The organism is Cohnella hashimotonis (genome assembly GCF_030014955.1).
Lineage (GTDB): Bacteria > Bacillota > Bacilli > Paenibacillales > Paenibacillaceae > Cohnella > Cohnella hashimotonis.
The window spans coordinates 3,392,897-3,405,617 of sequence record NZ_JAGRPV010000001.1 but is presented as its reverse complement, the minus strand read 5'-3'; the positions used below and the strand labels follow the sequence as shown (position 1 = coordinate 3,405,617).

At 54.4% G+C, this 12,721-nt stretch carries 13 protein-coding genes; 11 read left to right on the top strand and 2 right to left on the bottom strand.

Annotation, left to right across the window (positions count from 1 at the left end; genetic code table 11):
* Positions 1-59 precede the first annotated feature (59 nt).
* Entirely contained in the window at positions 60-698 is a 639-nt protein-coding gene (locus KB449_RS13640; protein WP_282908907.1) for a DUF1796 family putative cysteine peptidase, read from the bottom strand.
* A gap of 178 nt (positions 699-876) precedes the next feature.
* Between KB449_RS13640 and KB449_RS13635 the strand changes: the two genes are divergently transcribed.
* The 3 genes from KB449_RS13635 (at position 877) to KB449_RS13625 (ending at position 2,759) form a co-directional block, all read left to right on the top strand.
* Positions 877-1,212, top strand: coding sequence for a hypothetical protein (locus KB449_RS13635; protein WP_282908906.1), 336 nt, complete (start codon positions 877-879; stop codon positions 1,210-1,212).
* 23 nt (positions 1,213-1,235) lie between these two features.
* A complete protein-coding gene (locus KB449_RS13630) occupies positions 1,236-2,315 on the top strand; it encodes a glycosyltransferase family 4 protein (RefSeq protein ID WP_282908905.1) in 1,080 nt (359 codons plus the stop codon).
* 63 nt (positions 2,316-2,378) lie between these two features.
* Complete coding sequence (locus KB449_RS13625) at positions 2,379-2,759, top strand: hypothetical protein (RefSeq protein WP_282908904.1); 381 nt, start codon at positions 2,379-2,381, stop codon at positions 2,757-2,759.
* Here the strand turns inward: KB449_RS13625 and KB449_RS13620 are convergent.
* Positions 2,729-3,649 (bottom strand): NAD-dependent epimerase/dehydratase family protein, encoded by a 921-nt coding sequence (locus KB449_RS13620; RefSeq protein ID WP_282908903.1) that lies wholly within the window; start codon positions 3,647-3,649, stop codon positions 2,729-2,731. The genes KB449_RS13625 and KB449_RS13620 overlap by 31 nt on opposite strands.
* A 130-nt stretch (positions 3,650-3,779) precedes the next feature.
* Here KB449_RS13620 and KB449_RS13615 point away from each other — a divergent pair, with 130 nt between their 5' ends.
* The 8 genes from KB449_RS13615 to KB449_RS13580 all read left to right on the top strand — a co-directional run bounded on the left by KB449_RS13615 (position 3,780) and on the right by KB449_RS13580 (position 12,418).
* Complete coding sequence (locus KB449_RS13615) at positions 3,780-4,481, top strand: response regulator transcription factor (protein WP_282908902.1); 702 nt, start codon at positions 3,780-3,782, stop codon at positions 4,479-4,481.
* Positions 4,482-4,559: 78 nt separating this feature from the next.
* Entirely contained in the window at positions 4,560-5,483 is a 924-nt protein-coding gene (locus KB449_RS13610) for an ATP-binding cassette domain-containing protein (RefSeq protein ID WP_282908901.1), read from the top strand.
* On the top strand, positions 5,476-6,243 hold the full coding sequence (locus KB449_RS13605; RefSeq protein ID WP_282908900.1) for an ABC transporter permease: 768 nt from the start codon (positions 5,476-5,478) through the stop codon (positions 6,241-6,243). The genes KB449_RS13610 and KB449_RS13605 overlap by 8 nt, the downstream gene beginning before the upstream one ends.
* A gap of 20 nt (positions 6,244-6,263) precedes the next feature.
* Positions 6,264-7,166: a sensor histidine kinase gene (locus tag KB449_RS13600; RefSeq protein ID WP_282908899.1), complete on the top strand. Its 903-nt coding sequence runs from the start codon at positions 6,264-6,266 to the stop codon at positions 7,164-7,166.
* Between the two features lie 103 nt (positions 7,167-7,269).
* The gene (locus KB449_RS13595; protein ID WP_282908898.1) at positions 7,270-8,499 is read left to right on the top strand and encodes an MFS transporter; all 1,230 of its coding nucleotides are present in this window, start codon (positions 7,270-7,272) and stop codon (positions 8,497-8,499) included.
* A 110-nt stretch (positions 8,500-8,609) separates the two neighbouring features.
* The gene (locus KB449_RS13590; protein WP_282908897.1) at positions 8,610-10,184 is read left to right on the top strand and encodes a hypothetical protein; all 1,575 of its coding nucleotides are present in this window, start codon (positions 8,610-8,612) and stop codon (positions 10,182-10,184) included.
* A 131-nt stretch (positions 10,185-10,315) separates the two neighbouring features.
* A complete protein-coding gene (locus tag KB449_RS13585; RefSeq protein WP_282908896.1) occupies positions 10,316-11,035 on the top strand; it encodes a YebC/PmpR family DNA-binding transcriptional regulator in 720 nt (239 codons plus the stop codon).
* A gap of 444 nt (positions 11,036-11,479) precedes the next feature.
* On the top strand, positions 11,480-12,418 hold the full coding sequence (locus tag KB449_RS13580; RefSeq protein ID WP_282908895.1) for a transposase: 939 nt from the start codon (positions 11,480-11,482) through the stop codon (positions 12,416-12,418).
* The last annotated feature ends 303 nt before the right edge of the window (positions 12,419-12,721 follow it).

Genomic DNA, 12,721 nt, shown 5'->3' with positions numbered 1-12,721 from the left:
TAAAAAAGCTGCGACGCAGCCGGAAAGGCTGTTCGCAGCTTTGGGCTCGGAAACGCCGTTTAGAGCGATTCTTTAAACGAGATGCCGGAGAGCATTCGATCCCAATAGGCGTTGTTGCCGCCCCAGATGACGTCGGGATGTCCGGGCAGCTCTACCGTGCATACGCGTTCCAGCGGCCAATCGGTCTCCGTGAGCGTATCGACTTCGGTATGATTGACGAGCAGCACGCGGTACTCGCTTTTAACGAGAGCCGACAGCACCTCTTGGAGACCGCTCGCTTCGTCCATCGTACCGCCGCATCGCACGAATAACAGCTTGCGGGCCGTTTCCGCTTTTTCAAGCAGGCGCGCCGCGCGGCGATCATACTTGATTTTGACGGCAGGATGGTCCTCGAGCAGCTCCGGCGTATTGCGGTGAACGAAAAAATCATGGTTGGAGAAGGCGTTATATACGTTTTCCTTCACCAAGAACAGCTTGTCGCTCGCATTCTGTACGTAAGTCAGATGATCTCGGTCCATGAATCCTTGGAACCGGTTGGCCACCAGACGGTTTACATCCGCGAGCCGAGGCGTGCTCATCCAGTCCAACGGTCCCGCAAACGGCCGGAGGCCGCAACGTTCGAGCTGGATGGACGATAGGCACAGCTCGCCAAGACTGAAGATGCCGTCGTATTCCCCTTCGATGTCAGCTAGTCGCATTCGCGTTCGCCTCCCGGTTAACAGCAGGTTTCATTTATATAAATGCTATGCGCAACAAAAAGGTTTGGACGAACTTGCAGGGCGATCGCCGAATCTGGTCCCGGACACGGATAGATGCCTTAACCGATAAAACGCGCCGGAATATCGTATACCATCAAGCGAACAAGAAGGTGAATCCATGTCCGTCTTCAAGATGGAAGCCGGCGCTCAGATGCCGATTGATTCGCGATTCGTCGGCATGCTCGAAGTGGACATCGTGAACCAGGGCGCGGAGGAGTTCAATGTGTGGATCCAGATGTCAGGACCGGCCGGAATCGTCTATGAGATGCTGGTCAGCGTCCGTGGCGGCGGGAGCAAACGGCTGCAGAATATGTACACGTACGAGCAGCCGTTCGCGCTGTTGATGATTACCAATACGAAAAAGTATGACGATATCGGTATCTCGATAAAAGTCAAAAATGCAGGCAACTTGGTTGCAGTGTTTACCGAAACGCATTTTGAGCGAATTCATTGAGGTTGGGGGAGGGGGCCATACCGTTGAAGCTGCTTTTTGCCTATTATGTGCCCAGCGGCGGCGTGGAAACGCTCAACAGACAGCGGATCCGGGCGCTTCGCCGCTATGGAGCGGACGGTCATTGCCTCTACTTCGAGTCGGGAGCGGGACTTCAGAACAGCGCGGGACTGCCGGTAACCGTCACGAGCGACGACATCGAGATCAAGCGGCTGCTCGATGACGGCCGGTTCGACGCGATTGTCGTGACCTCCGATTACATGTCGCTCAAAAAGTTTCGCATGCTCGGCTATGGCGGGCCGCTTATCTTGGAGATCCAAGGCTTCGGTCCTAAAGCCGTTGCGCGCAGGGAGCTTCAAGAGGCCATCCCCTACGTACAGCGTTACGCGTCTGCGCTGCTCAATCCTTACACGCCGCACATCGACTCGATATTCGACGAGTTTTTCCCGGACGTACCGAAGTACCGTCTGCATAATTGCTTCGACGCAGAGGCTTTTGCTTACGAATGCGTCGGGTTTGCTCCCGGGCCCGAGATCGCGTGGATCGGACGAATCGAGGACAACAAGAACTGGCTCGAATTTCTGTTGATCGGCGCCCGTCTCATCCATGAGTTTGACCGGAGCGTTCGCCTGCGGATGTACGAGGATCCCGCTCTCGCTGTGGTCGAGGAGCGGGAGCGGATGGAGCTGTGGATCGACCGTCTCCGCCTGCGCGATCGCATTATTTTTTTTCCGAACGTGCCGAACGCGGACATGCGCAAACATCTGGCTTATATCGGCGATTCCGGCGGCTTCCTGTGCTCCACGTCCAAGGTCGAAGGCGCGCCGTACGCCATCCTGGAGGCGATGAGCTGCCGCTGCCCGGTGCTGACCAGCGATTCTGACGGCGTATCCTCCTCGATCTTCCACGAGCGGACGGGAATTTATTACACACTGGGCGACATTAACCAGGCGTACGAAGCAGCCGTCAGACTGCTGACCGACCGCCGGCTCCGGGCATCCATCCGGGACGAGGCGGCAGCGCATGTCAGGAGCCGGTTCGCACCGCATCTATATTGCGAAGGCTTCCTGCAGATGCTTCGCGAATTGGAACAAACCAACCGTTAGACAGTGAATGTATATTGCTTTTCCTTATCCGTTCAATTAACGCTTGGAAAGGAAGGATCCGACATGATCAAATACAAGCATAACACCGGCGCTGAGCTCGGCAGCTTCCCGCCGTTTCCGATTCGCGACGAGGTCGTGCTCACTTCCGTCAGTCTGCATGGGATCGCCCCCTCGGACGAGGTCGTCCTGCGCATCGAGATCGGCTGGTCCAATCCGGGGACCTTCGACATGGGCGAACTTGAGGTGACACTCAAGAAGGACGCGCCGGACGGAGACATCGTCGAGTGGTCGCTTGAATCCTGCTTCCTTAGCGCGGTCACCCGGCTGGAATACCGGACGACCGGAGGGCTGCCGGACCAGCTGTATTACCTTTGCGTCCGTTCGACGGAAGGTCTCGCCATCATGAACGGGCCTTACCGGCTGGAGGGCAGAGTGGAGGCATAAGTTTCGGCGATGCCCGCAGCCGTGTCGTAGACGCTTTCCCACCGCAGGACGCGCCTCGCCCTGCGCGGATCGAGGCGGCTGTGCCGGATATCGCCGGCTCTGGCGGGGGCGTGCCTGCACGCGATCGGCGCTCCCCTGCACTGCTCGAGCAGACGAAGCAGCTCGTTGACGGAGGTGGCCCGGCCGGTGCCGACATTAAGCGTTTCGCGAGCGCCGCGCGCGAAGGCGGCCAAATTGGCGGCGACGATGTCCTTGACGTAGACGAAGTCGCGCGTCTGCTCCCCGTCGCCGTGCACGGTCGGCGGGACGGCTCGGCGAAGCCGGTCCAGGAAGACGGCCACGACGCCGCCTTCTCCCTTGGGGGTCTGGCGCGGGCCGTAGACGTTGCCGTATCTGAGGATTGTGTAGTCCAAGCCGTACAAATGGCTATAGATCCGGATGTATTGCTCCGCAGTACGCTTGGACAGGCCGTAGAAAGACATCGGTTCTGCCTTTTCGCGTTCGGATACGACATCCTTTGCGACATTGCCGTATACGGCCGACGTCGAGGCGAAGACGAACTTTCGCACGCCGGCCTCGCTGCTGGCTTTCAGCATGTTCAATGTGCCCTTTACGTTGACGCTCGCGTCCTCCGCAGGGTCGGCAAGCGAGCGTTGGACGTCCGCTTGGGCAGCCAAATGATAGACTGCCTCCGGCCGAATTCCTGCGATGAGGGACCGCGCTTCAGGAGAGCGAATATCCGTTTCGTGTAGGACCGCTCCGGAGGGGATGTTGGCGCGATAGCCGGAAGACAGGTTGTCGATGACGTGGACGATCGCTCCGGCGGCGAGGAGCGCTTCGGACAAGTGAGAACCGATAAAGCCTGCACCGCCTGTTACGACTACGATCATAGAGGCGTTGTCTCCCTCGCTCGAATTTGGAATATTCCAATGTATGAAAGGGAGCGGATACTTGTTATTCGCCCTTATACGACATGCTATAATGGCGATAACTTGACAAGTCGAACAGGAGCGTCGGAAAATGGCTGAACGCCTGCACATCTTGGTCGTCGAGGACGACGACGATATCAATCGCCTGCTCTGCAGCGTGCTGCGCTCAGGCGGACACGAGCCACAGCCGGCATATTCGGGTACGGAAGCAGCGTTATATTTAGACCAGCGCGAATGGGCGATGGTGCTCCTCGACCTGATGCTGCCGGGCAAGCGAGGGGAAGCGCTGCTGGAGGAGATCGGCGAACGGTACGGATTTCCGGTCATCGTCATCTCCGCCAAGGGCGAGCAGCATTCGAAAATAGCGGCGCTTAAAACCGGGGCCGACGACTATATAACCAAGCCATTCGATCTGGACGAGGTCGTTGCGCGCATCGATTCGGTGCTGCGCAGGCACCGCAGGCTGCCGCAGACGCAGGCGCATGGACCGGATCTGCTGCGTCATAAGGATCTATCGATCGATCCTGAAGCGAAGACGGCCGCCATCGGTGACCGACGGCTGGCGCTGACCGCGCGCGAATACGACATTTTGGAGCTGCTCTTGTCTTCTCCCAAGAAGCTGTTCGCCAAGGCGAACTTGTTCGAGAGCGTATGGGGCGAAGATTATCTCGGCGGCGGGGAGAACGTCATCAACGTACATATGAGCAATTTGCGGAACAAGCTGGCGAGAGCTAATCCGGAGGAGGAATATATCGAGACGATCTGGGGGATGGGCTATCGTCTCAAATCTTAAGGATTTCTTATGATTCTGCTTTACCGACTCTTATGAATCGGCCTCTACACTTAAGCCAAGAAGAGGAGGCTGGAACAATTGAACGAATTCGTGTTAAGAACCCATCAATTGACAAAACAGTACAAAAGCCAAACTGCGCTCGACCGCGTAGATCTGACGATCCGGCAAGGGACGATTTACGGCTTCATCGGGCAAAACGGCGCAGGGAAATCGACGTTGATGAAGCTTGTAACGGGGCTTGCGTTCCCGACATCCGGCACGGTGGAGCTGTTCGGGGCTACGGGCGGTCCCGAGCTTGTCCGGGCGCGCAAGCGAATGGGCGTCTCGATCGAGAGCCCTGCATTGTATCCGCAGCTTACAGCGGCCGAAAATCTGGAGGCGCACCGGCTGCAGCAGGGCATTCCGGGCCGCGAGAGTCTGAAGCGGACGCTTGAGCTGGTCGGACTGTCGGCAACCGGGAGAAAAAAAGCGAAAAATTTCTCTCTCGGCATGAAGCAGCGTCTGGCGCTGGGCGTCGCGCTGCTAGGATCGCCTGAATTTCTTATTCTTGACGAGCCGACGAACGGGCTCGATCCGATGGGCGTCGTCGAGATGCGCGACCTGCTTATGAAGCTCAACCGGGAGATGGGCATCACGATTCTGATCTCGAGCCATATACTGAGCGAGCTGCACCTGATCGCCACTCATTATGGCATCATTCACAAAGGGAAGCTGCTGGAGCAACTGACGAGCAAGGAGCTTCAGGAGAAGTGCAGACAGTTCATCCATATCAAGGTCGATCGGCCCGAACGTGCCGCTGCCGCGCTCGAGCGGGAGCTGGCGACGACGGCGTTCGAGGTGGCTAACGACGGTAGCATTCGCTTGTATGCGTATTTGGATCATCCGGCAGTCGTATCTTCCATGCTAGTCGGGGAAGGGCTTGCTCTCGAGCAGTTCTTGCCGATGGGCGAAGACTTGGAGAGCTACTTCACTTCTCGGATCGGGGGCGGCGAGCATGCTTAACCTCCTGCGGTCCGAATGGTACAAGCTGCAGCGCAACCGTTCGTTCTGGCTTCTGCTGGCCGTTTTGTTTGTCTCTGCGACGGCATACGTCCTGCTCAACTATTTCGACGATCCAGACGACGGAGGCGCGCTTACGGCCATAAGCGGACTCGATATGCTCACCGCAGCAATGGCCGGCAATACTTATATCATCAAAATCGGGTTCAGCGTATTGGCCGGTTTTTTTATCTCGAGCGAATACGCGACGGGAACGATCAAGCGTGCGGTTGCATCGGGCTACGGCCGGGCCAAGTACATTACGGTCAAGGTCATTGTGTTTATATTCGGCTCTATACTGATCGCCCTCGTTTTCCCGGTCGTGAATCTGGCGCTGGGGACCGCACTTTTCGGTCTGGGGGACTTACAAGGCGTTTCAGAGACGGCGTTTATGCTTAGGTCCTTTACGCTTACGATTACGCTTGGGGCCGCTTTTGGAGCCGTCACCGGCGCGATCGCGACGCTGCTGACGGACGGCGGCAAGACGCTTGGCGTAGCCTTTGTATTTTACTTCTTCGCGGACGGCATTTATATGTTGGCGGGGCGGCATCTGCCGTTCGTTCGGACCCTCTACGAACATTCGATATTTAACTTGATTAACAATTATGCGGAGCCCCAAATGAGCGCGGCCCATTTCGCCGAAAGCATCTATGTTCCAGTGCTCGTGTCTATTGCTTTTGTGGCTGTATCGATCGCAATCTTCAGGCGAAAAGAAATAAAGTAAGTTCCGAAGGAGGAACGCGCGTGCTGCTAGCCGTCGTCATTGTCGCAGGATTAACGGCTGCGCTATGTCTGCTGCGATTGCTTTTGGCGAAAAGGGAGATTCGCCATTTCACCGAGCATTTGCGAAGATACAACGACGGCGAGTACGCGGGCAAGCTTGCGATCGGCATGCCGGATCGCGACCTGGAGTCGCTTGCGATCGAGATCAATCGACATACGGATCTGATCGTGCATGCGCAGGCGGAGCGCAGGCGGACCGAAGAAGAGCTCAGGCAGGCCGTGGCGAATATCTCGCACGATTTACGGACGCCGTTGACGTCCATTTTCGGGTACATTCAGCTGCTTGATTCTCGGGAGCTGTCCGAAGACGAGCGGAGTGAAGCGCTCGGCGTCATTCGCAAGCGTACACTGCGGCTGCAAGCTTTGCTATACGATTTTTACGAATTGGCGATGATCGACTCTACGGATTATGCCTTAAAGCTGGGCAAGCTTCGTCTTGATAAGCTGCTGCCCGATATACTGATCGGGTTTCACGATCAGATGATGGAAAAGGGGCTCACGCCCACGTTCCAGCTGGAATCGCGAGCCATCGAGATTCAAGCGGATGAATCCGCAGTGCGTAGAGTCGTCGAAAACCTTGTCTTCAACGCAATTAAGCACGCGACCGGCAGCCTGGAAATCGGACTTGTAATCCGTTCCGAATCGGCGGTTCTCACGCTTTCGAACGCGGCGCCACAATTGAACGGCACGGACACGGAGCTGCTGTTCAACCGTTTTTATATGGCGGATGCGTCACGTTCCGGGTCTACGTCAGGTCTTGGCCTATCCATTGCTCGCGGCCTGATGAGCAGGATGGGGGGGACTTTAAACGCGGAGATGCAGGGGAATAAACTTTGTCTGATTTGCGAATGGAGGCTGCTTTGATCGTCGTCATGTATGGAATGAACGTGAGATGCAAACAGTATGGCAGGACAAATTCCTTAAGTACGGTTTGACGACAATCGACGATGAGGAGAAGGTTGCCGAAATGAAGCAGTCTCAAAATCACAAACAAACTGCGGCACTTCTTGCGCTATCCTCGATCCCACTCATCATGACGTTGGGGAATTCGATGCTGATCCCCGTTCTCCCGGCGATAGAACGGGCGCTAGGCATATCTGCGTTACAGTCGAGCCTGGTCATCACCGTTTATTCCATCATGGCCATTATTCTTATTCCGGTCGCTGGTTATTTGTCCGATCGTGTCGGACGCAAAAGGATCATTATTCCCAGTCTCGTCCTGGCGGCTGCAGGAGGGGGCGTATGCATATGGGCGGCGGGAATGAACAGCTACGGTCTGCTGCTCGCCGGTCGCGCGATTCAAGGCATTGGCGCAGCCGGCGCCATGCCCATCGTGCTGCCGCTCGTCGGAGACATGTTCAAGGACGAGGAACAGGTCAGCACCGGACTTGGATTGATAGAAACGTTTAACACCTTTGGCAAAGTTTTAAGTCCGATCCTGGGATCGGCGCTCGCGCTTATCGCGTGGAGGACGCCCTTCTGGTCGATTCCAGTGCTATGCGCCGTCTCCATCGTGCTGGTCTTGTGGCTCGTGCGGCCCCCGAAAACGGATAAAAAAGAGAAACCGCCGAGTCCCAAAGTGTTTATCGGTACCGTCTGGAAATTGTATAAAGAAAAAGCGCGCTGGCTGACAGCCCTGTTTATCGTCATTTGCTTCACCATGTTCATTTTGTTCGGCCTTTTATTTTACTTGTCCGAGACGCTCGAAAAAGAGCACCATATGAAAGGCATCCTGAAGGGCCTGGTGCTGGCTATTCCGCTTGCCGTACTGTGTGCGGCATCGTTTGCCGCGGGCAAATGGATCGGACGACGCAAAAAATTGATGAAGTGGACCGTAACCTTAGGCTTTTTCATTACGGCTTTATCCGTTGCTGGTTGTTTGATCTGGGACGTAACGGTCGGACAAATTTCGTTGCTAAGTGCGGCTGGACTTGGCATCGGAGCGGCTTTGCCGTGTCTGGATGCGTTTGTGACCGAAGGAATCGAAAAAGAGCAGCGCGGTTCGATCAGCTCCTTTTATAGCAGCATGCGATTCGTCGGTGTAGCCGCTGGTCCGCCGGTCGCTTCCCTTCTTATGCAGCAGTCCGTTTCGGGTTTTTTTTGGGTCATGGTGGTATGCGCGTTCGCGGCTTCATTGCTGACCATGTTCCTGATACGTCCCAAGGAAGATGAAGCTGCAAAGACAGCGAAGGCATGAAATCGTCAAGTTCGCGAGAGGTCCGTCAGGACCTCTAATTGGCGTTTGCTCATCATGGATAAGGGGTAAAAAGGCCATCATGCGCTTACATTCTTTGAGGGGGACAGAGCGTGCCGATTAAAACTCAGCCAACGGAAGCAGCAGCTCTAGATCCGCAAACGTGGGACTGGCGTCGAGTTGCGGATGGACAACCTTTTAAGACGGCGGACACGGCAGCACTTGCCGCTATCGGCATCAAAGACCGCATAGTGGATGCGAAAGAACTACGATGGCTGCTGGAGGGCATTCGGCGTGAACTGGGGTTTTATAAAGCGATCTATCCAGATGCTCCGTTCGAGCTGGAACTTGCCGCAGCGTTCGCACGCCAGTTGGAGGCGCTTGATCGTAAAGCGTCGTCGTTCATCGAAGATCCTGCTTTATGCACCTGGCACGCATACTTGACGCTAAAATACGAGATCCGCAAGCTGTATAAACAGCTTGGCGGCATCGTATCGGGCAGCGATTGGCAGACGCCCGGCAAACAGCTTCATGGCGAGCGGCAATCGTTAACCGACGAAGCCGGATTCGCCCAAGAGGAGGAAGGGACCTACCAGCGCTGTTACGGCAGCGAAGCGGTAAAGGATTATGAAGATGCGGCGCTGCAAGCCTTTTATTACATACCAGACAAACTGCGAACCCGAACCTCGCTTTATTTGACGACATCCGGAATGAAAGCGCTGGAGCTGGCTATCGTCGCGTACATGTCCTCCTCAGGCAATCGTTTGCCGTGCATCGTTCAGTCGGGCTTTTATGGCGAAGGCGTCGAGCTAGCCCGGACATTGGTAGACGACATAAAGGAAGCAGCCCCGGAAATAATCTACAACCTGCTTGAGTCTTCTCAGCCGATCGGATGCCTGATCGTCGACCCCGGTCAATGCTGGCCCGTCAGGCAGCCTGTCAGCCTGAGCAAATTGTTCGATTGCTTGCAGCGTCATCGGCCGTACGAGGATCGGTTGCTTTTCGTCATTGTGGATCGGACGCTTACCGGCATTTCGAACCGTATGTTCGAACGTTACGCAGAAAGCCTGCCTTCCCATATCGTTCTCATAAGCGTGGAGAGCGGGATCAAATATTTGCAATATGGCTTTGATCTGGCAAACGTCGGATATTTGGTCGTCAGCGGACAAGCGATGCGTGAGGCGTCATTCCATGAGCGTTGGATTGAACTGCTTTCTATTTTGGACGCCGGCGCGAGCCCGCTGGACATTCGTCAGCTGCCGGTGCCGGATCTGGCTACGGTCTCTGCGCGTCTCGATCGATTAAACCGAAATGCAGACTGGATGCGTGCGTTCTTGTCGTGTTTGAAGACCTATGGCCATATCCGGCAATTTTTCCTATCCGTTAATCCCTGCGACGAATTTATGCTTGAAGGGAAGCCTTGGATCGGTTCCGTTTTTTATATCCAGTTGGACGGCAATCTACCCGAGCAGGCGTATCAGGAGCGAATCGATACATGCGTGAGATTGGCACCGCCCGGATTGCAGCTGGTCTCAGGCGGCAGTTTCGGCTTCGATTCGTTAAGGTTAAACGCCGTTCACGGAGATACGCCACAGGAAAACGCGCTTCGATTATCGGTAAGCAGAGCGCCGCTGGATCAATTGATGGAGACGATGCAAGTTCTTGTCAAACTGTTATTTTGCACTTAAAAATGCCCGCTTGCGTATAAAAGGCGCCGGGTTGCAAAGGATAAACCGCGTGTCGAAGCTTGACATTCGCATATCGTACTATCAAAATATTGCCTAACGGGCTTTTATATCGATATAAGGCAGGTAGAAGAATGGGACGCAAATGGAACAATATTAAGGAGAAGAAAGCCTCCAAAGATGCCAATACAAGTCGCGTGTATGCCAAGTTCGGCGTCGAGATTTACGTAGCAGCCAAAAAAGGCGAGCCGGATCCGGAAGCGAATCGCGCGCTCAAGGTCGTTCTTGAAAGGGCTAAGACATACAACGTGCCGAGAGCCATTATCGACAGAGCCCTAGACAAGGCGAAGGGGTCTTCCGAGGAGAGCTACTCCGAACTGAGATACGAAGGCTTCGGGCCTAGCGGCTCGATGGTGATCGTCGACGCTCTTACAAATAACGTGAACCGTACGGCCTCCGCCGTCCGAGCGGCTTTTAGCAAGAACGGAGGCAACATGGGCGTAAACGGCTCCGTCGCATACATGTTCGACGCATCCGCTGTTATCGGCGTCAACGGCAAGACGGCCGACGAAGTGATCGATCTGATGCTCGAAGCGGATGTAGACGTCCGCGACGTCGTTGAAGAAGACGACACCGTTATCGTATACGCCGATCCGGAGCAATTCCATGCCGTCCAAGAAGCGTTCAAGCATGCGGGCATCTCCGAGTTCGCCGTCGCCGAGCTGTCCATGATCCCCCAGAATTACGTGACGCTTGCCGACGACGCCCAGGCCCAATTCGAGAAGATGCTTGATGCGATCGAAGACCTCGAAGACGTTCAACAGGTGTATCACAATGTCGATACTGAAGAGTAACCCTTGTTAAAACCTTAGCCCGCGGAAGCGGGCTTTTTATTATTTTCGTGACGTACCACGTTTGAACCTGTTTCGCCAAGACAAGCCCCCAAATGAGCCTGCTCCTTTCTCACATTACAACAATATCCCCTTCGCACAGGAATCCGGATGAACGAGGAATTTACGCCCGAACTCCTTGCCCTCAGCTACCCCCGCTTACCCCACGTTCCTCCTTTTTCACATTACAACGATATCCCCTTTGCACAGGGAACGCGATTGCACAGGAAACGCAATTGCACAAGGAACGCGATTGCAGGGGGTTAAATGACGAAATGCAATTCATTTAACGGCCCACAGACCGATCAAGCTTATCCCGTTCAGACAGGGGTACGAATTTCCTTGCGAGAAATGGAAATAAAATGTTATAATGAGAACATGTGATCCCATTTGTTTGGAGGAATGCGGATGAGCGCTTCGAAAAATTTGTGCGAACATACACCGTCTTTTAGCGAGGAAGATTGCGAGATCGCCCTTTTTCGTGCAAAATGGCCTGACGGTTTCCGTTGTCCGCGATGCGGGGGATTCGACTTTTATCGGATCGTTTCTCGCGGCCGCAGGCTCTTCGAGTGCAGCTCATGTTCCCATCAGACCTCGCTTACCTCCGGCACGATTTTGCAAGGCACCCGCACACCGCTCGTAAAGTGGTTCCACGCCATGCATTTAATGCATTCCGGCATCTCGGCTGTATTGCTGGCGGAACTAATTCAAGTTACATATAAAACGGCCTGGCTGATCAATCACAAGCTTCGGTTTGCGATCCAAGTACACGACGAGGGGCGCCCGCTAGCAGGAAATTTGCAATTGCTGGGGGATTTTTACGCACGACCGGTGACGAATCGGCCCGCGGATCCATTGGAATACCGAGAGGAACCTGTGGTCGCAGGGGCATCGATCGATGCGGAGAGCGGCGAGCTCGCGGAGGTCAAAATAAAAAGAATGTCTGCTAAGGCATTTAATCGTCGTACATTCGAAGTCGATTCGTTCGGCAGCTTTTTATGGCGGCATACAACGGAAGATCGGACAGGAAGTCGGCACATCGAAATCGTCAAAGCATCGGGACGCGAGGGAGTGTCGGAATTGGGGGCAGTATGGCGCGGAGCGATCGGCTGGCTCGCACGGACGTTCGGAGGTATTGGGCCTAAGCATTTACAGGCGTATTTGGATGAATACTGCTTTCGCGTCAACGTGCGTGCGGAGGGTTTTAATGCTTTGCTGACCCTTTGCAGCCGTACAAGAACTATTACACAACGGGAACTCGTGCGAAAGAGATTCGGTGTTCATGCCATCCGATGGACAGGCCGCACTTATTTAGTAAAGCTATCTCGTTCGCTCTGTATATCATAACCGCAGGAGGCTTTTGTTTATCTGGTGTTACTATAACAGTTTATGGACGTCTCGTATTAAGAGTAATTCTCGGAACTTCTTTTATGAAGATTACCCTAGATGTTTATTTTGTTCATTCTCTTTTACTACTTTTATTATCTGTGTCACTTTTATGTCTGGTTTTGCTTTGCTTTGATTGCTTTCATTTTTTCATTTTCTTTTCATTTTTCGTATTCATTTTTCGTATTCATTCTTTTGATTTCATTCTTTTGATTTTATTTTTTTGATTTTATTCTTTCGTTTATTCATTCAACTTTTTTTCCT

Bases quoted from the DNA above. Each gene is read 5' to 3' on its own strand.
- KB449_RS13640 (WP_282908907.1), bottom strand. From the start codon at position 698: ATGCGACTAGCTGACATCGAAGGGGAATACGACGGCATCTTCAGTCTT.
- KB449_RS13635 (WP_282908906.1), top strand. From the start codon at position 877: ATGTCCGTCTTCAAGATGGAAGCCGGCGCTCAGATGCCGATTGATTCG.
- KB449_RS13625 (WP_282908904.1), top strand. From the start codon at position 2,379: ATGATCAAATACAAGCATAACACCGGCGCTGAGCTCGGCAGCTTCCCG.
- KB449_RS13620 (WP_282908903.1), bottom strand. From the start codon at position 3,649: ATGATCGTAGTCGTAACAGGCGGTGCAGGCTTTATCGGTTCTCACTTG.
- KB449_RS13615 (WP_282908902.1), top strand. From the start codon at position 3,780: ATGGCTGAACGCCTGCACATCTTGGTCGTCGAGGACGACGACGATATC.
- KB449_RS13605 (WP_282908900.1), top strand. From the start codon at position 5,476: ATGCTTAACCTCCTGCGGTCCGAATGGTACAAGCTGCAGCGCAACCGT.
- KB449_RS13595 (WP_282908898.1), top strand. From the start codon at position 7,270: ATGAAGCAGTCTCAAAATCACAAACAAACTGCGGCACTTCTTGCGCTA.
- KB449_RS13585 (WP_282908896.1), top strand. From the start codon at position 10,316: ATGGGACGCAAATGGAACAATATTAAGGAGAAGAAAGCCTCCAAAGAT.
- KB449_RS13580 (WP_282908895.1), top strand. From the start codon at position 11,480: ATGAGCGCTTCGAAAAATTTGTGCGAACATACACCGTCTTTTAGCGAG.